Source organism: Bradyrhizobium sp. BRP20 (assembly GCF_020194215.1).
In the GTDB taxonomy this organism is placed as follows: Bacteria; Pseudomonadota; Alphaproteobacteria; order Rhizobiales; family Xanthobacteraceae; genus Bradyrhizobium; species Bradyrhizobium yuanmingense.
Genome location: NZ_JADYVY010000018.1, coordinates 1 through 24256 on the forward strand (window position 1 = coordinate 1; position 24256 = coordinate 24256).

General features: G+C 58.2%; 17 protein-coding genes and 3 pseudogenes. 6 read left to right on the forward strand and 14 right to left on the reverse strand.

Going from position 1 to position 24256, the window contains the following annotated elements:
- Nucleotides 1-192: 192 nt before the first annotated feature.
- The 7 genes and pseudogenes from panC to bioB all read right to left on the reverse strand — a co-directional run bounded on the left by panC (nt 193) and on the right by bioB (nt 7733).
- The gene (panC, locus tag I6F33_RS30860; protein WP_225143632.1) at nt 193-1044 is read right to left on the reverse strand and encodes a pantoate--beta-alanine ligase; all 852 of its coding nucleotides are present in this window, start codon (nt 1042-1044) and stop codon (nt 193-195) included.
- A gap of 3 nt (nt 1045-1047) precedes the next feature.
- Entirely contained in the window at nt 1048-1926 is an 879-nt protein-coding gene (gene panB, locus I6F33_RS30865) for a 3-methyl-2-oxobutanoate hydroxymethyltransferase (RefSeq protein WP_225145056.1), read from the reverse strand.
- 1282 nt (nt 1927-3208) lie between these two features.
- Nucleotides 3209-4474 (reverse strand): annotated as a pseudogene (locus tag I6F33_RS30870) (adenosylmethionine--8-amino-7-oxononanoate transaminase).
- The gene (gene bioD / locus I6F33_RS30875) at nt 4471-5106 is read right to left on the reverse strand and encodes a dethiobiotin synthase (protein ID WP_225130857.1); all 636 of its coding nucleotides are present in this window, start codon (nt 5104-5106) and stop codon (nt 4471-4473) included. Before bioD ends, I6F33_RS30870 begins: the two are co-directional and overlap by 4 nt.
- Complete coding sequence (locus tag I6F33_RS30880) at nt 5099-6256, reverse strand: 8-amino-7-oxononanoate synthase (protein WP_225130859.1); 1158 nt, start codon at nt 6254-6256, stop codon at nt 5099-5101. The genes bioD and I6F33_RS30880 overlap by 8 nt, the downstream gene beginning before the upstream one ends.
- A gap of 76 nt (nt 6257-6332) precedes the next feature.
- On the reverse strand, nt 6333-6686 hold the full coding sequence (panD, locus tag I6F33_RS30885; RefSeq protein WP_225130861.1) for an aspartate 1-decarboxylase: 354 nt from the start codon (nt 6684-6686) through the stop codon (nt 6333-6335).
- Between the two features lie 51 nt (nt 6687-6737).
- Entirely contained in the window at nt 6738-7733 is a 996-nt protein-coding gene (gene bioB, locus I6F33_RS30890; RefSeq protein WP_225145057.1) for a biotin synthase BioB, read from the reverse strand.
- A 114-nt stretch (nt 7734-7847) separates the two neighbouring features.
- Here bioB and I6F33_RS30895 point away from each other — a divergent pair, with 114 nt between their 5' ends.
- The 6 genes and pseudogenes from I6F33_RS30895 to I6F33_RS30920 all read left to right on the forward strand — a co-directional run.
- Nucleotides 7848-8483: a GntR family transcriptional regulator gene (locus I6F33_RS30895; protein ID WP_225130873.1), complete on the forward strand. Its 636-nt coding sequence runs from the start codon at nt 7848-7850 to the stop codon at nt 8481-8483.
- Nucleotides 8484-8618: 135 nt separating this feature from the next.
- Nucleotides 8619-8903: a Dabb family protein gene (locus I6F33_RS30900; RefSeq protein WP_225130875.1), complete on the forward strand. Its 285-nt coding sequence runs from the start codon at nt 8619-8621 to the stop codon at nt 8901-8903.
- Between the two features lie 184 nt (nt 8904-9087).
- The gene (gene pabB / locus I6F33_RS30905; RefSeq protein WP_225130877.1) at nt 9088-10482 is read left to right on the forward strand and encodes an aminodeoxychorismate synthase component I; all 1395 of its coding nucleotides are present in this window, start codon (nt 9088-9090) and stop codon (nt 10480-10482) included.
- On the forward strand, nt 10479-11075 hold the full coding sequence (locus I6F33_RS30910; protein ID WP_225130879.1) for an aminodeoxychorismate/anthranilate synthase component II: 597 nt from the start codon (nt 10479-10481) through the stop codon (nt 11073-11075). The genes pabB and I6F33_RS30910 overlap by 4 nt, the downstream gene beginning before the upstream one ends.
- 293 nt (nt 11076-11368) lie before the next feature.
- Nucleotides 11369-11557: pseudogene (locus I6F33_RS30915) on the forward strand (transposase); the annotation flags it as partial.
- Between the two features lie 364 nt (nt 11558-11921).
- Nucleotides 11922-12293 (forward strand): annotated as a pseudogene (locus I6F33_RS30920) (transposase); the annotation flags it as partial.
- On the opposite strand, the gene I6F33_RS30925 reads toward I6F33_RS30920, so the two are convergent.
- The 7 genes from I6F33_RS30925 to I6F33_RS30955 form a co-directional block, all read right to left on the reverse strand.
- Nucleotides 12294-12764, reverse strand: a complete 471-nt coding sequence (locus I6F33_RS30925) for a hypothetical protein (RefSeq protein WP_225131000.1) — start codon at nt 12762-12764, stop codon at nt 12294-12296.
- A gap of 2276 nt (nt 12765-15040) precedes the next feature.
- The gene (locus I6F33_RS30930; protein WP_225130881.1) at nt 15041-16378 is read right to left on the reverse strand and encodes a glutamine synthetase; all 1338 of its coding nucleotides are present in this window, start codon (nt 16376-16378) and stop codon (nt 15041-15043) included.
- Nucleotides 16378-17664, reverse strand: coding sequence for an ATP-grasp domain-containing protein (locus I6F33_RS30935; protein ID WP_225130883.1), 1287 nt, complete (start codon nt 17662-17664; stop codon nt 16378-16380). Before I6F33_RS30935 ends, I6F33_RS30930 begins: the two co-directional genes overlap by 1 nt.
- Nucleotides 17661-18563, reverse strand: coding sequence for a DMT family transporter (locus tag I6F33_RS30940; RefSeq protein WP_225130885.1), 903 nt, complete (start codon nt 18561-18563; stop codon nt 17661-17663). Before I6F33_RS30940 ends, I6F33_RS30935 begins: the two co-directional genes overlap by 4 nt.
- 129 nt (nt 18564-18692) lie before the next feature.
- Complete coding sequence (locus I6F33_RS30945; RefSeq protein ID WP_225130887.1) at nt 18693-19478, reverse strand: gamma-glutamyl-gamma-aminobutyrate hydrolase family protein; 786 nt, start codon at nt 19476-19478, stop codon at nt 18693-18695.
- A 29-nt stretch (nt 19479-19507) separates the two neighbouring features.
- Nucleotides 19508-20566 carry a dhydrorhizobitoxine desaturase gene (gene rtxC / locus I6F33_RS30950; protein WP_225130889.1) on the reverse strand — a complete coding sequence of 353 codons (1059 nt, stop codon included), beginning with the start codon at nt 20564-20566 and terminating at the stop codon, nt 19508-19510.
- A gap of 31 nt (nt 20567-20597) precedes the next feature.
- The gene (locus tag I6F33_RS30955; protein WP_225130891.1) at nt 20598-23129 is read right to left on the reverse strand and encodes a 2-aminoethylphosphonate--pyruvate transaminase; all 2532 of its coding nucleotides are present in this window, start codon (nt 23127-23129) and stop codon (nt 20598-20600) included.
- Nucleotides 23130-24256: the final 1127 nt, after the last annotated feature.

Here is a 24256-nt window from a genome sequence, read left to right on the forward strand (position 1 = left end):
CCCCCCCCCCCCCCCCCCCCCGGCCGCCGGCAAAGCCGATCCCAGCCCAAATCAAGAGGTTGGGGGGGGGGGGGGGGGGCAGTTGTTCAGCACGCAAAGGGCAGTTCCGGGTCGCCTTCGAGAGATGTTGAGGATTTCAGGGCCAACCCATCCGGTTCGACTGTTTCTGAGCGCAATCACTTGCGGATCTAGCTACGATGGCGACCGGGATAGGACTACATTGTCGATCAACCGAGTGGAGCCGACGTACGCTGCGACACAGAGTGCCGCCGGGTAGCGCAGAGGGCTCTCGGCAATCCTTAGGGTCCCAGTGTCGACAAGCTCAAGGTACTGCAGTCGATCGACCATTTCCAAATGCTTTCTTGCAAGCGCAATCAGCGTTGCCGCATCGCGCTCCCCTGAGGCAAACTCATGCGCTGCGGCGAACAAGCCACGGCTGATCGCAAGGCTCCGACCACGTTCTTCCGAGCTGAGATAACGGTTGCGACTGCTCATTGCCAGCCCATCTGGCTCCCGCACGGTTGGCACAGTGACAATCTCGATCGGAAGATTCAGATCAACCGTCACGCGGCGTATCACAGCGCATTGCTGAAAATCCTTCTGTCCAAAGTACGCGACGTTCGGCTGCACCATGTTGAATAGCTTGCAGACGACAGTCGCTACACCACGAAAATGTCCAGGCCTGAAAGCTCCGCAGAGCGGTTTTGCGAGTTCGCCCGGCTCGACAAAGCTCTCAAATTGAGCCGGATAGATCTCCTCTGCACTTGGCGCGAAGATGATGGTGACCCCGGCACTGCGGCACAACGCTTCATCGCGCGCGAAGTCGCGAGGGTACCTGCTGAGATCCTCATTTGGGCCGAACTGAGTGGGGTTGACGAAGATGCTGACGACAGTGACGTCGCAGTGTCCCCGGCTTGCCGAGATCAGGGCCAGGTGGCCGTCGTGCAAGTATCCCATCGTCGGAACGAATCCGATGCGCTTATCGGCATTGCGAACGTCTGCAAGGGCGCGACGCAGCTCAGCGACCTTCGTAATGACTTGCATTTCTTACCTTGAGGTTGAATTGGAGGGCACCCAGTTGGCGACGGCATGCCGAAGCTGATCAGGAAGCCGATAGCACTCCTCCGAGCCCGGGAATGCACCTTTGCGGATATCGGCAGCCCAGCGCGACAGCGCCTCCTGGAACAGCTGGAATCCATTTGTATAGGCACGAACGAATTTGGGGCGATGACCTTCGGTTAGCCCCAAGACATCATGAAACACGAGCACTTGGCCCGAGCAATCAGGTCCTGCTCCGATCCCGATGGTGGGTATCGTGAGACATTCGGTCGCTCGCGCCGCGAGCTCGGCAGGAATGCCCTCCAGGACCAGCGCGAAGCAGCCGGCTTCCTGCAGACGGTGGGCGTCATCGAGCAGCCGCAAGGCGGTATCCGTTGTCCGTCCCTGCACCTTGAATCCACCCATGACGTTGACGCTCTGCGGGGTCAGACCGAGATGTCCCATCACAGGAATTTCGCAATCGACCAAGGCGCGTACCATATCGATGCGTTTGGCACCACCCTCGAGTTTCACAGCATCGGCGCCACGCTGCAGAAAACCTCCTGCGTTGCGAATCGTATCCTCAGAACCGACATGAAAGCTCAGAAAGGGCATGTCGGCCACAAGCAGGGCATGAGGCTTCGTGCGCGCAACAGCCTCCAGGTGATGATTCATCATGGCCACGCTGACGGGCAGCGTGTTGTCGAATCCCAGGCAGACGTTTCCAACGCTATCGCCGACCAGGATGATATCGACAATGGGATCCGCGATGCGCGTCGCAACCGCATCGTAGGCGGTGGTCATCACGACACGCCGTCCTTTATCCTTCCACTGCTGCAGTGCCGGAATCGTGACACGCTCTAGAGGCTGCTCTGAACTGTGGCTCATATTGAATCCGCTCCCCACACACCGTCGGCGCTTCCTAGAGAAGGCAGGAGAAACCTGTCAATGGTATGGAGGATGGAGATCAGAGTTTCTCTAGAGCTGGAGAACAGAGCAAAAACAGCCCAATGGTCGCGCAACCATGAGACAAGACCTTCCTCATCGCGATTTCACCTCCCGATGGCTCGTCTTCCCGTGCAGTTTCAGCGGCTATGCCAGCCGCGGCCTCAATCGAGGAGCGGCGCTCGCGACGAGCCACCATCTGCACGCGTTTCTGGGCTAGTTGCAGTCTCTCCAAACGGTGACGGCTCGACCGGACCGAGCTGCAGATGCACGCGTGGGGACTTCGTCTTTAGGCACATCTGCGTGTCTGCCCCCCCTAGGGGTACTCGTTAGCCTCCCGCTTTCGCGCTGGCGCACCGAGCAAAGCAAACGGATGGCAGGCCAGGAACGTCCAAAAGTCACAGGCCGCCGTAAGCGCAGCGAGAGTCGCGGTCGAGTAGATGTCGTCGCGAAGGCGCTCAGACCGAGCCAGCCTGCTGGCCCTGTAGGCTCTGAAGTCGATTATTTTTGCCGATGTTTCTGTCACTTGATTTCCACGCGCTCTAGAGGGCCACTTGAATTCTCTGACCAGGGTCGTACCGGCACAACTCAGTCCATTCCTAAGCGGCTCGCCCCCGTCGCAACCAATTCTGATCGGCCTCCCGCCGCGCCTTAAAGCGGTTGACGCATTTCTTGGAGCAAAGGGCCGTTCGCCAGCAGTAATGGCGGATCAGCCCAAACTTTCCGCCGCATATCGCGCAGCATGTGGCTGAATGGTCGGGGGAATTACGGAATCCAATGTGCATTCTCGCCTCCTGTCAGACGTTTACTTGGGGAAGCCCCGCTGCCCTCTGACCACAGCACCACGCGCGCACCAAAGGTGCGGTCGCCCGGCGGTCCATTTCCCTGGTTCTTGCAGCCATCAAGAGGCTTGACTCTGATGTGCGGCTGCCTCGCGAAGCAGTACTTTCCGCAGAAAGCCTCGCCGAGAATTTGCTCAAGATAATGGATTTCTCTATCGTGGTTAACGCAATTCGCCCGACATTTCGGCCAAATGCTGCGCCTTTCATGGCTAGCCCGCAGGATTGCTGCGGCAGCGGGGTCGGGAGCGCTTAAGTGCTTAAAGCACGATCAGCCTGCGAGCCTTGGGTGCTGCATTCTCGTTGCACTATCAAGCGGCAGCAATACGGACACTTTCGCCTTCCAAGATGCTGTCGCTGCAGATGATTGCACAGCCTCGTGCATCTCACATCAGCAAGTCAGCAGCGTCGCGGATGGCAGTATAGATTTCATCAAGGTCGGCCGCCGTAACGCAGTAAGGCGGCATCACGTAGATCGTGTTACCGAGTGGGCGTAGCAGCAGATTCCGCGCTTGGAAGAAAGCCAAAAGCCTCGGACCGATGTCCGCCAGATAGCCGGCATCGCTCGTGTTGAGTTCAAGCGCTGTGACTGTTCCCGTGCGTCGGACGTTTGCGAACCGTGAATCGGCGCGGAATGGCACGAGTGCCTGCTCTTGCATCCTGGCCAAGGATGCCAGCCGCCAGCGATATTCCTGATCCTGCCATAGGTCCAGATTAGCCTTGGCCGCGGCACAGGCCACTGGATTGGCCGTATATGAGCTCGAATGAAAAAACGTACGTGTGCGATCTTCAGAATAATGCGCATCGAAAATATCGGCACGACAGAGTGTGACGGCGAGCGGCAGCGCCCCACCCGTGAGGCCTTTCGAATAGCAGGCAATATCGGGCATGACATCGGCCTGCTCACACGCAAACAAGGTACCCGTCCGGCCCCAGCCGGTCATGACCTCGTCCGCAATGAACAAGACGTCGAAGGCTTCGCAGATCCGCTTCATCTCTCTTAGGGTCGAGGGAGAATACATCAGCATTCCACCGGCACCCAATATCAGGGGTTCCACGATAAAGGCTGCGGGATGTTCGTTTCTACAGGCGTTTTCAAGCGCATCGAGCGCTCTTTGCTCACGATCTCTTGCCGGGAACGGAATCGAGGTGACCTCGAACATCAGCGCCCCGTAGGCCGCATTGAAGACGCCTCGGCTACCTACCGACATCGCCCCGATCGTGTCGCCATGGTACGAGTGCTGCATCACCACAATTTGGGTTCGCTGTCATCCGGTATTGCGCCAGTAGCCGAGCGCCATTTTCAGCGCGACTTCGACGCTGGTTGACCCGCTATCGGAGAAGAACACATGTTCGAGCGCCGGGGAGGTGACCTTCAATAGTTCCGTCGCAACTTGCTCAGCCGGGTCGTGAGTGTATCCGGCGAAGATGACCTGGTTGAGCTTGCCTGCCTGCTCTCGGATCGCGTTCACGATGCATGGATGGCAATGGCCGTGGGTCACGACCCACCAGGAGGAGATTGCATCGATAAGGCGTCGGCCATCTTCGGTGTAGAGATAAGCCCCCTCTCCCCGCAGCACCTTCGTCATGTCCCGCTGTAGAGCATGCTGCGTGAACGGGTGCCAGATCGGCGACCTCCTGGCTATCTTCATAGGTTCAGGAAATCGCTGCTAACAAAGGAGTCTTTGAAAGCCGCCTGCAGCCTATCGTCCGTGAGGGGAACAACCCACGGGAGCCGTCCCAACCAACGCACTCTCCCGATCTCGCAAATCGCGCTTTCAGTTTCGGCGTTTCTTTCGCCAATGAACGCAATTCCAAGGATTCGAATCTGACGCTTCCGCAGAGCCTCTATGGAGAGCAGGGAGTGATTGATTGTGCCCAGTCCCGTCCTTGCGCAAAGCACGACGGGGAGCTGCCAGCGCTCGAAGATGTCAATGTAAAGAGTGCGGGCTGTCAGCGGCACCATGAGTCCGCCGGCGCCCTCGATCACGAGTTGCCGCTCGCCGCTGTCCGGCAGTCGAAGCGTCTCTGTATCTATGCGAACACCGTCGATCTCCGCGGAGTAATGGGGCGACGCAGGCGTCCGAAGTCGGTAGAGCTCCGGGACAATCCGATCGGACGAGAGGCCACCGAGGCGGCGGATGCACTCGGAATCGGTCTCTTGTTCGAGTCCAGCCTGGACCGGCTTCCAGTAATTCGCGCCGAGAAGGCCGGCGAGCCCTGCGGAAAATACCGTTTTGCCGACCCCGGTGTCCGTACCAGCCACGACGATCCGCTTATTCATCAAAACGAGCCCTCGTCACCTCAACCAGCGCATCGAGCATTGCGCGCACGTCCTCTTCCCCAACATTGAGTGTCAACGAAATTCGCAACCGGGCGGTGCCTGCAGGGACGGTTGGCGGCCGAATTCCGCGGATGTCAAAGCCGCGCGCCTGCAGAGCAGAGGCAAGTCGCATTGCATGAGCATTATCACCTACGATGTACGGCACGATCTGAGAGGTCGATGGTGTGCGCAAACCAAGCAAGGTGATCTGCCGATGGGCGAACGCAACGAGATTGGCCAGCCGCTGCTGCCGCTCCGGCTCTTTCTGCAGGGTGAGAAGTGCCTCTCGAACGGCAACGGCCATCAATGGTGATGGGGCGGTGGCAAAAATAAACGGACGGCAGCGGTTGACCATGAAATCGCGCAAGATGCCGGAGGCCGTAACCAGTGCACCCGCCGCACCGAGCGCTTTGCCGCAGGTATGAACGACGATGAGATTTTCGCGCCTGTCATAAGGGGCCGTGAGCCCTCGTCCCTGATGCCCGTAAGCGCCTGTGGCATGAGCCTCATCCACGATCAGAAACGCGTCGTGGCGATCGGCGATTGCCACCAGCTCTTCGAGTGGAGCGAAGTCGCCGTCCATACTGTAGAGACTTTCGGCCACAATCCAGACGCGGCCCGCCCCACCTTTGTTTCGCCAGTCGCGAATTTCGTCTTCGAGTGACTGGGGATCATTGTGCGCGTGAATTCGACACTCTGCGCGGCCGGCCCGTGCCCCCTCGTGAATACTGGCGTGCACGAGCGAATCGAGAACGAGCAGATCGCCGTGCTGCGGCAGCGTTGTCAGGAGGGCAAAATTTGCGATGTAGCCGCCTCCAAAGAAAAGCGCTGCCTCCGCGCCAAAGAACTGAGCCGCTTCCGTCTCGAGCCGTTCATGCTCCTCGCAATTGCCGCGCAGAAGCCGCGACCCGCCGGCTCCAATCGGAGTGCCCGCATCGAGCGCGGCGACCATCGCCTTTTTGATGTGCGAGTCGTTGCCGAGCGCCAGATAGTCGTTCGATGCGAAATCGATCCCCACGCGGGGCTTGAGGCAGCGCAGCCGTTTATCTTCGTTCAACGCATTCAACGCTGCGACGTAGGGACCAAGTCTAGCTGTTTGGATTGACCGCATTCATCACTCCGAGGCTCGCATCAAATCACGCAAAAAATGCGTTGGCCGTTTAAGAAGGAAGGATGGCCTGTTAGGTTCAACTTGCCAGGATGCGATTGTCTCTGTCCACACGCACAATGCGTGGCTTGAATATCTTTGCTTCGGCCTCGTCGAATGAGGCATATGCAACGATAATGATCTTGTCTCCGGGCATCGCCAGTCGGGCGGCCGCACCGTTCAGGCTTATCGTGCCAGACATCGGCGGCGCCTCGATCACGTAGGTGGCAAAGCGCATCCCTGTTTCGACATTGTAGATTTCGACGCGCTCGTTGATCACCATTCCTGCCGCGTCCAGGAGCGTACGATCTATCGAGATCGAGCCTTCATAGTGAAGATCAGCTTCGGTCACTGAGGCGCGATGGATTTTGCCCTTCATCAAAGTTATCTGCATTTCTCACCTAGGCTGGATGTAGGGGGCAACATATTGCGCGCACTGCTTCCGTCAGGAGAGCCCGGACGTGATGCCGAGCCGGGCCAGCAGATCCGCGTCGCGATCAACTTTCGGGTTTTTGGTGGTCAAGAGCACGTCGCCGACGAAGATTGAATTTGCGCCGGCCAAGAAGCAAAGCGCCTGCAATTCATCGGTCATGTATTGCCGCCCGGCGGACAAGCGAACCACACTCCTCGGCATCATGATCCGCGCGGTCGCCAGCAGCCGGACCAGCGCGATCGGATCGGGAGGCCCCGCGGTGTCTTCCACCGGCACGCCCTCGATCTTGTTCCACAGGTTGATCGGCACGCTTTCGGGATGGTTGGGAAGATTGGCGAGCAGCACGAGCATACCCAGGCGGTCCTCGACGCGCTCGCCCATGCCGATAATCCCGCCGCAGCAGATCTTGATGCCGGCATCGCGCACATGCGCCAGCGTATCGATGCGGTCCTGCAGGCTGCGGGTGGTGATGATCTTGCTGTAAAACTCGGGCGATGTGTCGACGTTGTGATTGTAGAAGTCAAGGCCGGCCTCGGCGAGGCGCGCGGCCTGCTTCGTTGTCAGCATGCCGAGCGTGACGCACGTTTCCATGCCGAGTCCCTTGACCGCCTTGACCATGTCGCAGACGAAATCAAGATCGCGATCTTTTGGCGTGCGCCAGGCCGCGGCCATGCAGAAGCGCGTGGCGCCGGCACCCTTCGCGCGCTGCGCGGTCGCAACCACATCGGCGCAACGCATCAGACGAGTGGCTTTCAGGCCGGTCTCGTAATGCGCGCTTTGCGAGCAGTAGCCGCAGTCTTCCGGACAGCCGCCGGTCTTGATGCTGAGCAGGCTCGCAGTTTCGACGTGGTTTGGATCGAAGTTCTTGCGATGAGCGTGCTGCGCCTGAAGCATCAGGTCGGCAAAAGGACGGTCGTAGAGCGCCTTAGCCTCTTCGACGTTCCAATGATAACGAACCTGCGTCCCGTTGCCTGCTTCCTTCCGCTGGACTTGCGCAGCAGCATCCATAAGCCAATCCCGCTCAATTGTAGATAATCGCGTCAATTATCTATAGTCATTGCCCTCGAAGAGATGCTAATCGAGCTGTCTCGCAAATGCACCGGTTATTGCGGTAGATAATCTATGATCACTAGTGACAACATGACGACGGTCGCGCGCATCGCGGACTCAATTGCTGAGCGCATTATCAGCGGCGCCTTAGAGCCAGGCGCGCCACTCCGTCAGGATCACGTGGCACGAGAATTCAATTCCAGCCACGTCCCCGTGCGCGAGGCCTTTCGGCAGTTGCAGGCACAACATCTTGTTGTCGCGGTGCCGCGTCGCGGTGTTCGGGTTTCCCCGCTCGATACCCGTTCAGTGAAGGAGATCGCCGAAATGCGCGCCGCGCTCGAAGTGGTGGCATTGCGCCATTCGGGGCCAAGGCTCACAACAGCTCATTTGGCTCAGATCGAGCTCGCCCTGATCGAAGGAGACAATGCAAAGACGATCGAGGAGTTTGAGACAGCCAACCGCGCCTTTCACCAAGCCTTGGTCGCGCCGTGCGGAATGCCGCGTCTGCTCGCGAGCCTCGATGGACTGCAGCTTGCCAATTCTCGATTGGTGTTCGCGATGGCGCGATCGGTGGGCTGGCGACCGCGCTCCAATCAAGATCACCGCCTGATTCTGCAAGCCTTGCGAACGCGCAACGTCGATCAAGCCTGTAATCTGCTCACGCGGCACATTCAAACCATTGAGCGCCTTGCCCTTCCGGCGCCCTGAGCAAATCTGGCAAGCTTCATTGCGGATCGCCGACGATCGCAAGCGACGATCATGCGGCAAGCGACTAGCCTCATTGCAACGGGCTCTATTCCCAGATAGTTATGCCACCCACTAGCGACATCTCCACGGACGGCCATGATTCGTCACATCGTCTTCTTCAGCGCCAAGGACGAGGCGCATATCGACCATATCATCGAAGGTCTTTCGCTTCTCACCACGATACCACATGCGCGCCGGCTTGAGGTTGCCCGCAACCGCAAGACCGATCAGCTCGGCAACGATATCGATGTCGTGGTCTATGGTGAGTTCGACAGCGAGGCGGAGCTCGCAGCGTACAAGGCGCACGATCTCTACCGGGAGTCGATTAAGCGGGTCCGACCGCTCCGCGAGCTGCGGTTCGCGGCCGACTACGATGCATAGATACCCCTTGCGCCTCCACGGCAGGATGATCCAGGTGCTGTCGCAGCAAAAAGTCCACCGCCTGGTTAACTTGGCAATGGGCCTCAAGTTTCGGCCCATCGCAGGCAAGCGTCGTTCTCATCGGGGGGGCCAACAGATGGAACGGCACTTTCACGACGTCAGCCGCCGGTGACCGATAACCACGATGTACGTTCGCGAGTTGCAGTGGGTTGACCCTGTCATAGCGATGCGACGTCTCGGGCATCGATCGCATCTCACGTTTCTCGATAGCGTAGCAAGGCACGAGCTGCTTGGGCGCTACTCATATCTAACGTGCGACCCGTTCAGCACCTATAGGGTCGCGAACGGCCAAGTCAGTTGGAACGGACTGACTCTCGAGGCCGATCCATGGAAGGTCCTTCGCACGCTACTCGCGAAGTACCCGCAAGAGCATCGTCCCGATCTCCCGCCGTTCCAGGGAGGAGCGGCGGGCTACCTTGCCTACGACATGAACAGGACATTGGAGCGATTGTCTGCGCCGGCAATTGCCGGTCTGGGTTTGCCCCAATCCATCCTGCATTTCTATGATGTGGTCATCAGCTTCGACCACCGGGATAACAAATGCTGGATCGTCTCGACCGGATGGCCGGAGCAGGATCGGGTGCGACGGAGCGAACGAGCGCGTCGTCGAGCCGACCAGTTTGCAGCATTGCTTGCCGGTCCAAAGGCGCCACAGAAGGGTTGTCCCAGCAAAGCGGGCGCATGGCGCTCGAACTTCAGCCGCGAGGGCTACGTTGCGGCGGTACAACGCGTGATCGACTTGATCCTGGCGGGTGACGTGTTCCAGGCGAATATTGCGCAGCGTTTCAGCGCCCGCCTGTCGACCTCGTTTGATCCACTCGCCTTCTATTGCCAGCTACGATCATTGAATCCAGCGCCTTTTGCGGCCCTGCTGCGATGGGGAAAGCTGACCATCGCATCAAGTTCGCCGGAACGATTCCTGAAGCTTGAGGGACGACAAGTCGAGACACGACCTATCAAGGGCACGATCGCGCGTTCTCCTGATTTCAAGGAAGACCAGCGCCGTGCGGCTGTTCTCCTCGCTTCCGAAAAGGATCATGCCGAGAACACGATGATTGTCGACCTTTTGCGCAACGATCTGTCACGCGTTTGCACCGCGCATTCGGTCGAGGTTCCGGCCCTGTGCAATCTCGAGTCCTATGCCTCAGTGCACCATCTCGTGTCGATCGTTACGGGGAAACTTGCCGGAGGCGAAGACGCCGTTAGCCTGCTCCGTGCTTGCTTCCCCGGCGGCTCCATTACGGGAGCGCCAAAGCTGCGGTCGATGGAAATTATTACAGAAATCGAGCGCATAGCGCGAGAGGTCTATTGTGGGGCGATCGGCTTCATCGGCTTCAACGGGCACATGGACACAAGTATTGCGATCCGCACGGTCACGATCGACGGCGACCTGGCTGTGTTTCATGCGGGCAGCGGTATAACGGCCCTGTCGGAGCCCGAGGCCGAATACGAGGAAACGCTCGCCAAGGCAGAGCGAATCTTTGATGCATTTGGTTCTGAACCAGCTGGTGCATTTTGATTGTCATCATCGATAATTACGATTCCTTCGTGTTCAACATTGCCCGCTATTTCCACAAGCTCAGTGAAGCAACGGAAGTGATCCGAAACGATGCTATCAGCATCAGCGAGCTCGTTGGTCTCAACCCGCGCGCGGTGGTCATATCGCCCGGCCCCTGCACCCCAAATGAGGCAGGAATATCGACAGCAGTGGTTCGCGAACTTTCAGGACGCGTACCAATTCTCGGCATCTGCCTTGGACATCAATGTATTGGAAGCGTTTTCGGAGGACGGGTGGCGCGTGCGCATCGGCCCATGCACGGTCGGCGCTCGTACATTGCGCATGACGGCCGAGGGTTATTCAAGGGGCTGCCAACCCCGCTTGACGTCGGACGCTACCATTCTCTTATCGTCGAGCTTGATCAGTCATGTGCGCAGAATCTCATAGTGACAGCGCGTTCGGAGGAAGGCGAGATCATGGCCTTCACGCACGGCTATTATCCCACTTATGGGGTCCAGTTCCATCCCGAGTCGATACTTACGTCACAGGGGCACGTCCTGCTTATGAACTTCTTGCGACTCACAGAGGATTTTCGAAACCACGCGGAGCAATGAGAGGCGGCTCGCCTGCCGATCAAGATGGTGGACTGTTGGTTTCCGACGTGGTTGGAAGGCGCAGCGCCATATGGCAGGCATTTTGTGGTAATCAGCGCTGTTCCGTGCTCGGCTCCGCAGTCAGCGGCGCGCCTCCGACAGAAACCGGACCTTGCGGTTTCGTGAGCGTCATCGAGGCACCACGCGCTGAGGGCTGATCTAGTCGGTTAGAAAGATCTCGTGGAATGGTTCGTCACGAGATCACCATGTCAAAGGATAGTCGTAAGGATGGCGATAAGGATAGGCATACGTCTATCCTCAAGGACGGCTCGGACACGCTGCAGCGTGTCGAGATCATTACCGGGACGGGCCGGCGACGGCGCTGGTCGACCGATGCGAAGGCGGCGATTGTCGCGGAGAGTTTTGCGCCGGGTGCAAGCGTGTCCGCGATGGCGCGACAACACGACATCAGCCCAAGCCTGTTGTTTCTGTGGCGTCGTCGGACAATGCGGGCGAAGGTGGTGGAGCGCGGGTACGGAGACGTGCCAGCTGGCTTTTGCCGGTCGCGATCACCGGCTGCGGGGGCAAATTGCCCTCGTGCGAAGAGCAGGCGGCAATCGAGATCGAGGTCGGCGCGGTTTGTATCCGTGTCAGGGGGACGGTCGACCGCCGGGCGCGGTGCGAGGTGCTGGCCGCAGTAGGGACGGTTGGCCGATGATCGGGCTCCGACCAGGGTTGTCGATCTGGATCGCGACGCAGCCGATCGATTTCCGTCACGGCATGGACTAGCTAGCGATGCTGGTGAGCGAGGCGTTTGGGGCCGATCCGTACGACGGCGGACTTTGTGTCTTCCGCTCCAAGCGCCGAGATCGCGTGAAGAAGTCCGGTCTTGGCAAGGCCATCAGCTACACTCTCAACCATTGGGAAGGTCTGACGCGCTTCATCGATGACGGGCGCATCGAGATCGACAGCAATACGGTCGAACGCAGCATCAAGCCGATAGGCCTGGGAAAGAAGAACTACTTGTTCGCCGGCAGTGAAGGCGGGGCCGAGACATGGGCCATTCTCGCGTCGCTCATCAACACGGCGAAGCTGAACGACATCGATCCGCGGCACTATCTGACCAATGTTCTCGAGCGCATCGTCTCCGGACGTACAAAGATCAATCGGCTGCACATGCTGTTGCCGTGGAATTGGAAAGCCGAGCGCGATGGTTCTGAGGCAAAGCTCGCCGCCTGATCAGTTCGACGGCAGGGCATCTGTAACTTCCTGCGCATCGCGGGTGTCGTCCGTCATAGACTCGTCGCGGATCACGCGCGGCGTCACCTCGTGCAGATAGACTTGCAGCGACCTCGCCAGCTCGGTGAACTCCGGCAGCAGCACCTTGTCGACGAAGCCCAGTGACGCACGGATCATCACCGTGTTGCGTCGCTGGCGGTGATAACGAAATGGCCGGAGCCCGTATCGACGGCAAAGCGCTAAAACAAGCGTAAGCGCGTAGGTCACCCCATGTAGCGGATGATGTTCGATTGTCAGAGAATCTCCTGGCGATTTGTCCCAGGAGTTCATGTGAGGGAACATATGTCTGATACCAAGAATTTCGAAGTTATCACGGCTGCAGCCGAGCGGCTTAAATAGAACTGCTGTGTCTATCATTTTGCGGACAATAGCGCGCTCTTGGATCGAGAGACGGCTCGGCAATATGGTCATGTTCACGAGGAATGTCTAGCCAGCTAGACCGCTACTGTGTAAGCGGTGCGACGTATTTGGTCCGGACGCGCCTGATGCGTGATCCAAATGGTAAACTCTCCTCCTCGAAGACCCGCCCGAAGCCGGATGTCGTAACCGGCGATCAGTCATAAAGCTTGCAGTGGACTAGGCTGACCGCCCCTCCGGTCCGTCGCGCCGCTGTAGCGGCCGCTGATCGTAAGCGCGCCGAACGGCCTTTTGTCTGGACCTGAACGTCCTGACGTCTAGTGGCAAGCTGCCCTGGGGCCCCTTCCATTTGTGATTTGTCGCGCAGGTCTGTCAGCTTTCAGTAAGCTCCCCCGGATACAGAGCCGTTGAGGTTGGCGGGATGTGGCAGGGACAGTGCTAGCGTACCAGAACGGTCGGCGCCGAGTCATGTTTCTCGTCAGCCTCATCAGCAGTGCGGATGCGGCAGGAACCTTTCGTCAACTCAGCCCCCCGCCGGTAGGATCCGGACCGCGCCCGCACTGCTTCATTGGGCGGCTCGGCGTACAAATCAAGCACATCCTCGATGCGCCGGAGGCAGACAGGCGGTGCGCAAGCTAAAGGCGCAGATGCCGCCGATGCCGGGATGAGTGGTGACGATATCGCCAGCAGCGTGGACGTCGGCCACTCGATGGTCTATCGAACCCGTCGGCGTTTTGTCGCAAGGCAACCCGGTGGCCGCCCAGAGCGGAGAGCCCGTGCAGGGGCAGAGCGCGAGCTCAACGACAAAGAAGAGGTCCTTCTGGTGGCCACCTCCTGCTTCAGCCCTCCGACCGCGCGCGCTGGACACTGGAGCTGCTGGCCGACGAGACGGTCAGACTGACGTCGCAGGAGAGCCTGTCGCGCGAGACGGCGCCTGGCCGAGAACGATCTCAAGCCATGGCGCAGAAGCATGTGGTGCACTCCAAAGGTACAAATGGGGTATGTGGCCAGTGAAGGCCATCTAGCACCGGCCGCCGTCGACTTTGCCGAGCGCATGCGCGAATTTCATTGCCCCCGAAGCATGCCAATTGGCTCAACATCATCGAGATCGAGATTAGCGCGCTCGCCCGTCAGTGTCTCGACCGGCGCATCGACAGTTATGCCCATCTCGTCAGAGAGACCGCTGCATGGGAGAACGCCGCAACGCCGAGCGCGCACCCATCAATTGGATGTTCGCGATCGAGAAGGCGCGCACCAAATTAGGCCGCTCTCTATTCTAAAATATCTACCAGAGTGCCGAAAGCAAAAAGACTCAAAATCTCTGTGCCGAAACACTAGGTGCCCACGAGCCCCGTTCAGCCAAGTTGCGGCCGATGGAAGAGAAGAACGCGGCCTCCCGGTAGGCTCTCGGCCGTGTAGGGCTGACCGTGGACTAAGAAACGGGTCATTGGGACATCCCGGCTCGGCAGAAGACCTAGGCTCTGCAATATGTCGATCACGACAGGCGAAGCCTCTTGGGGGCCGTGCGTCCAGTGATCGCCGAACAACTCTCTCAGTTCAGGCACTTGCGGGAGTGGCTGATGGCCTGATGCCGGTGCGGCAGACGGCAGGGAAAGGTTTGGCGCCAGCGCCGAAGGAGCGTCCTCACGCCATTCGAAAAGTGCCGGCGAATCAAACCCTGGCGCAAGACCGCCATAGATATCTGAGGAAGTCCTTGGTGCCGCAGCTTCACTCGGCAAAGTTGGCCGAGGGTGATGAATGAGTTGAACGTCGTTGGGGCCTTTCGGTCCCAAGATGGCCGTGTAGCGTTCGCCGCCATCGCTCTCTCATGAACTTAATGGACCCAAGGTGACTGGGACCTCTTCCCTGATGGGATTTCAGAGCGCCGCGCCAAGAGTATAAGTCAGCACCGATCAACGCCAGCCTCGTTGTGGCCGGCGGCGGCTAAGCCATCGTCTGGTCGCGCTGCCCCCATTAATGGTGAGCCTCGCGTCCTGCGTGGCTCTGCGGCTCGGCTACAGCGTCGCGCATCACGGGCCTCTTCGGCTCGTGCTCTGAGCATAATCGACCATGCCTTCCCGCTTGAAGAAGTCGAGAACGTCTTCATTGATGCGAATGGAAATGGTGTTGTTCGTTGCTAGAACGGAGCAATCGCGGTTGCTGCCATAGAGCAGATAATAGCAGACCTCCTCACCGTTCCCAAGGTCCTCACTTAACGAGTAACGCACACTTGCTCTGTATGAAGCTCAACATCAGCGGCACAGACAGCCGCGATGGTCGCGCCGGCACCGGCCAACGGAAGGAGGTTCAGAACTAGCGAAGAGCTCAAGCTAAATGATCTCGAAGTATCTCCGACGTTCAAAGTCGGTGACCCGATGTTGAACGGATTCCCACTCCCAACGGCGCGAGCAAGCGAACGCTTCAACAAACCTTTCTCCGAAGACATCACTGGCCGCTGCAGACTCTGCAAACCGAGATGTTGCCTCTGATAGGCTTTGAGGCAGCCTCGCGGACGGACGACACATTTCCAGGCTTGCATCACCGACGATCGAAGCCGGTAGTTCCGGACCTGTCTCGACGCCCAATATTCCTGAACCAATCGCACATGCGAGCGCGAGATACGGGTTCACGTCTGCGCCAGGCAGCCTATATTCCAGGCGATGCGCAGATGGCTCTCCCGGAATGGCGCGAACCGCGCAGGAGCGGTTGTCAAGGCCCCAGCTTGGACAGATTGGTGCCCAGCAGCCAGGTACCAATCTCTTGTAGCTGTTGACGTTCGGCGCAGCGAGCACACAGAACTCATTCATGTATTCTAGTTGTCCGGCGATGAATTGCCTCATAAGATCGGAGACGTTGCCTAACGCATCACCGTCGTAAAATACATTTTTACTATCCGAGGACATCGAGATGTGAATATGGCCGGACTGGCCGGGCCATTTCTCGGAAACCTTGGCCATGAATGTAGCCATCATGCCTCGCGTTTGCGCCCAGGCTTTTATCATCGACTTGAATATGATTGCTCGATCGGCGGCTTCCAGCGCATCACAATGACGAAGTGACGCTTCGACAACGGCAGGTCCCGTTTCAAAGTGTAGTCCGCTGAGAGGTATTCTAGCCTTCTCACAAATCGCCAAGATCTCATCGAACAGCTCATGTTGTGCGACAGAGCGCGCAATCGAGTAGCCGAACGGGCCGCGCGTTAAAGGAGCCCATTCGCCGAACGGCTTGTCTTCAATCGTGTCTGCGTTCTCCTTAAACAGCATAAATTCAAACTCGAACCCGGCAGTGCAGTCGTATCCGTGGTCAGCAGTCCTTCGCAGGACCTTACGCAGAACACCGCGCGGACAGATGTTCTCATGTGCGCCCGCGAACTCCGCGAGATAGAGATATTGATCGCCGAGATGAGACACCGAACGGCCGGTGCCTGACAAAATCCGCAGGTCAGCATCTCCGAACGCCGATAGCGGCTTTTGCGTGAAACTGGCCGGAATGACCCGGTCCGTACAATCCCACGCCAGCACCGCTTCAGAGAACTTGATAACTTTATCTTCACCCGCGAGATCTTCACCTAAGACGTGTTTGCCTCGCAGAACGCCATCGAAGTCGCTTAAGCCGACCATCGCCGCGCGGGCTGGATTCGCTCCGGTCAACCTGGGATCAGTTGGCATCAGTCGCGATCCTGCATCACCAAATCGAACACCTGGTCCATCCGCATTGCTCGCAACTTGCGATAGTCATTCTCAAGCTGAGTCAAGTCGCTATTCACGAGATAAACGATGCCTGGTGTCGACACTAAGTCGATCGTGGGAACTAGCTCTTGACCAATCGGGACGAATGCAATGGCATCCGCGAAGCTCGGGAGCTTGCGGATTGCTTCGAGTCCCGGGTAACCGGCAACGACACCGCTCATATCTGAGATCAGCGAGACGCAAAGTGCGTGAGCCTGCCGCTTGTAGGGCCCGCGCAGCCTCATATATTCACCAAAGCCCTTGGGATCTGCGTAACGCCAGGCCGTCAAGGTCATATGGTTGTGCCCCAACGCCATCGTTCGTGCTTTTGCCGACATGGTCCCTTGAAGCCTCGCTCCGAAGTCCACCAGAACCGGTCCCCGATGATCGACGATGATCTCAGCATGAGCCGGTCCGTCGACGATCTGTAGTGCCTGCAACGCACGCACCAAGTAGTCGGACAGTTCCTGAACGATTGGTTCGTTGCCCCCCAACAATCTCTCAAGTGAGCAGACCGATGATGCCCTCTCAATCGGAACCGTGTCATAGGTCCACGCCTCCGTAACGAAGGCTTCCCCTTCGATCGAGACGGCATTTACGGTATATTGCTGGCCGTTTATTTTTTCTTGCCCAAGGGCAAAACGATTCAACGCTCCGACACGGTTCGTCTTCCCGACAATTGCGCTCACAGCCCGCTGAATATCAGCGTCTGTCGAGCAAAAGAATACATCCTCGGTACCCGTACTGTTCAGCGGCTTGATCACGATCTGATCGAACTTCGCTTCACGCTTCCAGCTCGCGATCTCTACAGGACTGTCGGACACGACTTGTCTGATCGATCGCACGCCTGCAAAGGTCAGCGCGCAAGACAATCGCGCTTTGTCACGCCGAGCAGCGGATAGCGCAGTCCCATTTGATGGTAAGCCAAGCCGCTCCGACAGAGAATCGGCGAGTTCAACTCCGGTCTCGCAGCCCGCGACAACGAACTCCAATTCCCGGCCATGGAGAGCCTGAAGATGATAATCAACGATGTCGTCATATCCCATGCGCTCGGTGGGGCGAATGACTTCATCATAAAGATCCGCATTGAAATGCGATTGGAATATGGACGGAATCTGTGCAGCCGACATCACATGCACCGTTCCAATTCCATAGCGCTTGAATTCTTCCGGTAGGTATCGGCCGGTAGAATATGCGTCTACGATTACACAACTCCGTTCTTTCATGCGGATCTCCGATACTGCAAGTAGATGTTTCCGACAGCGACAGCCGTAATGAGAGCATTTCCTATGAACGTATGTAACGAAGGCACGATGCGAGAATCGAAGTACTGGAACAGGAAGGTGATGATAGGGGCGGTGGACAGGACCATGTTGACGGTGAAGGGCTCTACCCGGCGAATGCCCTGCTGGATCAAGAGCAAAGGAACAATGATCGTCGACAGCCCAATTGCCGCGATCGCAAACCAATGCTGCGAGATCTCAGGCACGATAGATGAATGGTCGACCAGTCCCAGCAGCAAGAGAATCGTTCCATAAAAGCGATGCGCCAGGACTTGTCGGCCAGAAAACCCACGATCGAACAGCAGTTTGACAAGTATATTTGTAAGGGCCAGCGATAGGCCGGCCACGATCGCCAAGACGATGCCGAAGGACGATCGAGCCCCCCACTCCACGCCTGCGTTGCCGCTGGCCGAGATCCAAATCATGTAACTCCCGATCGTTGCGATCGTAACGCTCACGACAATATCGGATGCTGGAGGGGCACCCTGGCGCCTGATCAGTGCGTTTAACCACACTGTTGCGGTGGGCCCCAGCGCCACCATGAAGGCGATGACGATCGCAGGTTCAGCGTATTTCAGTCCGATAAATAGGCCGATCCAGCTGATTGCTGTCACGACATTGAGCGCGACGAAGACGAGGAGCGACCATTTCGCCACCGTTGCCTCGCGTCCTTCCTGGCGAGCCAGGAGATTGAACATCAGACAAACCACAGCGAAGGTCAGCAGGAGCGCGACGAACACATCCGCTTGCTGAAAATACGACGCCGCATAAACCTCGCCTGCCGCGCTCACGACGACATAAAGCGCCACAAATAGGACTCCCAGAACGAAGCGATTCGCCAATCCTCCAGTCTTCCTGTGCCCGCGAGGCGGCGCACGGCCCTCGCAGGACCGGACGCGTGCTTCGGCTCCGAGGGAGTGTCCTTTCGACGTGCACGGACCACGTTTGGTTTGAAATGTCACAACCTGCCTCTAGTTCTTCTTAGTTCGGTAGTACCCAACACACGCCTCTCCAAATGCCTTGAACAGTTGCTTGCTGAGGAGATCGGTTGAGACGTGCCATTCGGGGTGCCATTGCACACCGATTTGGAGCGTCGGGGCGCCAATGACCGAAGCCGCCTCGACCAAACCGTCAGGCGCCCACGCCTCGCGCCTCAGCGCCGGGGCAAGCGCCTCGATGCCTTGATTGTGCAGCGAGTTGACTTGCGCTTCGATCGTCCGCGCGATTGGAAAGAGCGCGCCATCGGAGCATATCCTGACGGTGTGCGCGGCGTCGTACTGACGGTCTCTTGGACGATCTGGCTTCTCGGCATGCATCGCGCCACTTTCCGGCTTCCACTCCGCAAGCGATGAGCGGAGCGTGCCGCCGAAATAGACGTTGAGTTCCTGAAGCCCACGGCAGATGCCCAGAATAGGCATTCCGAGCGCGATGGCGCTCTCTATAGTTACGGCAGAGAGCCTGTCCCGCGGACGGTCAAGGATCCCAAGCTCAACGTCCTGCCGATCAGCCTGCGTCAAGGACGCAGGCGCTCTCAGGACGGCGGGGTCGATGTTCGATTCATCACCTGTCAACACTAAGCCGTCGAGCCGGCGCATGATCGCCGGGGCGATCTCCTCCCTCGCATCTTCGGCGTCGATCGTCGGCAATATGACGCAAGCCACTCCCGCATGACGATGGAGTGCCTGCAAGTACTTGCGCCGCAACCAGTCGCGATGCACACCATCGACCAGAAGACGGTTCGAAGTGACGCCGACCACGGCTCGGGTGCTCTCTGGCCGTAGAAACGTCACGCGAGCTGCCCTCGCGCGCGAACCTCGGCAACGGCCTGCTCATACAAGCGTCGATTTCGCTCTTTTAACTGACCTATGACGCTAGGTTGACCTTGAGGTCCCTTGACAAAGAGACCACCCCAGGTCGCGGCAACCTTCGCATAGTTCGGATCCTGCATTCGGATTTTCTGAGCTTTGCGCAACAGCCAAAACGGGATGCCCGGCGAAAGATGATGCTCAAGGTGGTACTCATCCAGATTCTGTCCGAGGATGGCTCGTTCGAGGAAGTTTCCTTTCCGATTCCTGGTGAGATAGACGTTCTGCGTCTCGGTTTCGCACATAGGTGAGTGCTCGGCTAGCTCGATAAACCATCCGAGGACCTGAAACGTGGTGAGATAGGGCACGATCCAAAACAGGACGACGATATGGAGCAGCCCAACAGCATATGACCCGGCCAGGATGCTGATCCAGAAGAGATAGAAGCCATACTTGTCGATAAGTATGCCTGAGCGGCTCTGCTCCTCGACATCTGTGATCGAAAATCGATTGGCCCAAAGATACTTCAGATACGCTACTGTCGCGCCGCCGAAGATCGGCTTCCAGATCATGTTGAAAGCGTACCGCTCCGGAGGCTGCACGTTGTAAACGCCGCTGGCCAGAAAGAACTTCAGGTCGGGATCCTTGTCCGGATCTCCGAGATAGGGATGATGCAAATAGACGTGCGAGATCCGGTAGGCCCAGTGGCGCTGGAACAAGGGATAGGAAGCGAACAGAATGCCCAGGACGTAGTTCCAGGTCGTGTTCTTCGCGAGCGTGCGGTGAGCCGCATCATGAGCAATGGTTGTCAATCCGCGCTGATAGGCGCCAATCAGAAGGACGGCCAGCGGGTAGAGCCACCATGAGACCGACACAGTCGCGAGCGTACACGCTGTGATGACAGCGTAATCTTTGGCAATATAAGCCGCTCCCGTTATGTTGTCGGGCCTGAGCTCGGAGAGCTGCTTATTGATTTCTCGGCTGAATTGAACGGCCTCATAGCGTGATGACCTCAATTTCCAAGCGTCTGCCTGATTCATGAGAACCTCCTCCTGATCGCCTTGCAGGTTGTCAGATTGCGGAAAGCGCCTTGTCCAGATCGCGCAGGATGTCGTTGACATCTTCGATGCCGACGCAAAGCCGGATCGAGCCGCCAAATATGCCGGCGGCTTCGCGCTTTTCCCGCGGGACGGTGGTGTGGGTCGTCGAGACAGGATGGGTCACGAGCGTGCGGGCATCGCCTACATTCGAAACGTGATACATCAAGTCGACGTTCTGGATGAACTTGCGCCCGGCTTGTTCGTCCTCCACCTCGAACATGACCATCGCCCCGTGTCCGTATGCAGCATTGAGTGTCTGTTCAACGGTTTCCCGATCGGCGCCTTCGAAGAGCCCGGGGTAGAAGACACGGCGCACTTTTGGATGCTCCTTGAGAACGTCGGCCACGATCCTGGCATTCGCGCAGTGCTGCTTCATGCGAAGTGGCAGCGTTTCAAGCCCTTGGATCAGTTGAAAGCTCGCAAACGGGGCGATGGCTGCGCCGGTATCGCGCAACCAGGTCATGCGAGCCTTGAGAAGAAACTCGCTCCTTCCAAGATCGTCGACATCGCGCACCGCATTATGCCAAACAACTCCGCCATGCGCATCGTCGGGACGGTTGAACAAGGGAAAGCGAGAGGCTCCCCGGTAGCTAAACTCGCCGTTGTCAACGATCAGTCCACCGAGCGTCGTACCGTGGCCGCATATATATTTCGTTGCGGAGTACGTCGTAATAGCAGCGCCGAGATCTGACGGCCGGCATACCAGTGGCGTCGTCGTATTGTCCACGACCAAAGGCACGCCGTACTTTCGGCCGATCTCGGCCAGCTGTTTGACGGGGAGCGGAATCAGACAAGGATTCGAAATCACCTCTCCGAACAGGCATATCGTGCGATCATCAATGGCACGTTCAAATGTCTCGGGCTTTCGAGGATCGGCCGTCCTCACGCTGATCCCAAGACGCTTTAATGTGTTGTGGAGCAGGTTCCAGGTATTGCCATATAGATACGGAGAGGCGACGACATTGTCCCCCACTTCGCCACTTGACAGGTTGACGATCGCAAGGAACGTCGCTGCTTGACCTGACGCAACGGCGAGCGAGTCGCTCCCCATATCGACGGCGGCGTAGCGCCTTTCCAGCGCGCGGGTCGTTGGATTGATGATCCTTGTGTAGGTGAACCCATCGGCCTTGACGTTGTAGACGTCAGCGATGTGGTTGAGATCGCCATCGAGTTCATAAGCCGTATTCTGGTAAATCGGCACTGCGACGGCTTTCGTCGCCGGGTCTCGCCGATAGCCCGCATGCAGAACAGCAGTCTCGGCCGAAAACGGCAGCCGCGGGTCCCCAGCCACTCGAGCCGGCATCTTTATGCGAGCCCCGCATGCCTCTTGGCCCGACATCGGCTTTGCTAACCGAGCCTGACCGGACCGGAAATATGTACGAAAAGCGCACCCCAACTGCTCGATCCAGCTGGATTGGATTTCCCCAATGCAACCGACGCGAAAACTCCGCGTGGCAAGATGCAGCTTTGAGTAGATGTAAAGGTTGTGGGCCGCCAAGTGGCGATAAAGCCCATCGAATCCTGCCTGGTCCACGATTCCCGACGGCGCACTGAACGCGACGCAGACCGGCGACTGCAAGTCCGCGGACAGCAGCGGAGACACCAGTCCTTCGAGTTCCTTGACGAGATCGTCCCTGACCTTTTCGTACCTGCAGCGTCTGGCATCGATGCCCTCCTCGTGCAGAATCTTCAGGGCCTTTGTCGTTGCCTGAACGATGTGGGTGGGAGGGGTCGACCGCCACTCACCGGTGCGCTCGAGCGAGAGCCATTGATCTCTCACGTCGAGGACAAACGACCTCGGTTCTTGAACCGCATTCTCCAGCAGCTCGCGGGACGCGATGACAAACGCCACTCCCGGCGGCCCTTCTATGCACTTGTTGCTCGACGTGACCAGGACGTCAGGTCCACGCTGGCTCAGGTCGATATTAAGGCCGCCGAAGGAACTCATCCCATCGACGATGGTCTTTACGCCACGTCTTCTCGCCTCCTCCACGATCGCGTCCAGCGGATTGACGATTCCGGTTGTCGTCTCACAATGCACGAAGCACAGGTGCGTAACGCCAGGATTTCGGCTCAGATGCTCGCCAATTTCTTGAGGATCCAAAGGATCGGTCGCTCGCTTCACAAGCTTCAGTGCTTCGACGCCCCACAGCCGCAAGATTTGCAAAATACGCTCGCCATAGATGCCGTTTATGCAAACGAGCGGCCTGTGGGCTCGGGACACAAATGAAGAGAGAGCGGCCTCCATCGCAAAGGAGCCCCCTCCCTGAATAGGCACGACCGAATAGTCGTCAGCATTTCCCAGCAAGTTGAGCATCAGCCGCCTCATGCAGGCGGTCACTTCCTTGAACTCGCAATCGCGCGATGCGAGATCAAGCTGCATCTGGCTCCTGACCGCCAGCGATAACGACAATGGACCAGGCGTCAGCAAAGAGCGCTGTCTTATCAAACCATTCCTCCTCAAGTTGTATTCTTCAATAGACCTGGAGTACGCCCACCCCACCAGGGAACCCCTGTGGCGAGTGTCGACTTCCTCCGTTCAACAGCTTCGGGTCAGATGCCCATAGATTGCGGGCGCGCTTCGCGTCTGTGTCCGAAACCCTGCCGGATGACAACCTCCACATCTCATCGCAGATGCAGAGCGATCTTTCACAAAGCTGCTCACCGATACCATTCATCACCTCCAAGATATTGGCCTTGCGACCGCGCCCTCGAACGCAACCGGCGGCGACGCGCGCTGTCATCTAGCCATCACGCATGCGCAGGCGTGAGCGCGGTCGCCTTCTTGCGTCGCGAAGCGGCAGGTGGACCGACCGACTTACGTGCGAACCTGCGTCATTCAGGCAAACCTGACATTAGGAAAGCGATGCAGCCGGATCATCGCGTCGGGATGCAGATTAAGGCATGGCACACTTGATGATGTCGCAGGCAGCGGGAGTCTGATGCATGGGCTTGAGACTTGATGCATTCGCACTTCGTAGCTCGTTGGAGGTTTGGGACGCTGATGACTGTCGCTGTCCATTTCGAGATCGTACAACTTGACGTTAGGGGCGTTTCAACCCTCTCCGGGGATTTTCTCGTAAGATTTTTTTCCTGACGTACTCCCATCTGGCGGCGACAAGCCGACGTAGGCAGCGGAGTGCGGAGGTTCACAGCGAGCTGAAGTATTTTGAGAGTTCGACATCAGGACATTCGGCATTCCGCCTGCGGCCGCATACCAGCAGGTAAGGATGGCCAGCCTTTCCGTTCACGTATTCCTCGCCATACCGCAGATGGAGGTACCGAGCTTCTCCGCCATGCCGCCGAGATCCTCCTGGATAGCTGGCACCTGGAAAGTGTACGCCTCGTCGCACATGACCGCCGCTGTCAGGTGTCGTTGCGCTGAATGAAGCGCCCTTGGCAGGCTGTGGTCGAATCCGGCTTGAAGGTAATCTGAGCGACCTTGCGATTGCTGTCGCTTTAGCAACGAACAGTTCGACCTTTCGGTGAGGCGCCGTGACGCAGAACCTGTCGTCCTGCTTTGCTAGGACCAGGTCGACTCGACTCCAGATGAGTGGCACGTGTCCCTCTGTGAGCGCGATCGTTAGGCTAGCAGCATCTCTCGGGCCTGCACTCTTCGTGGCGAGAAAG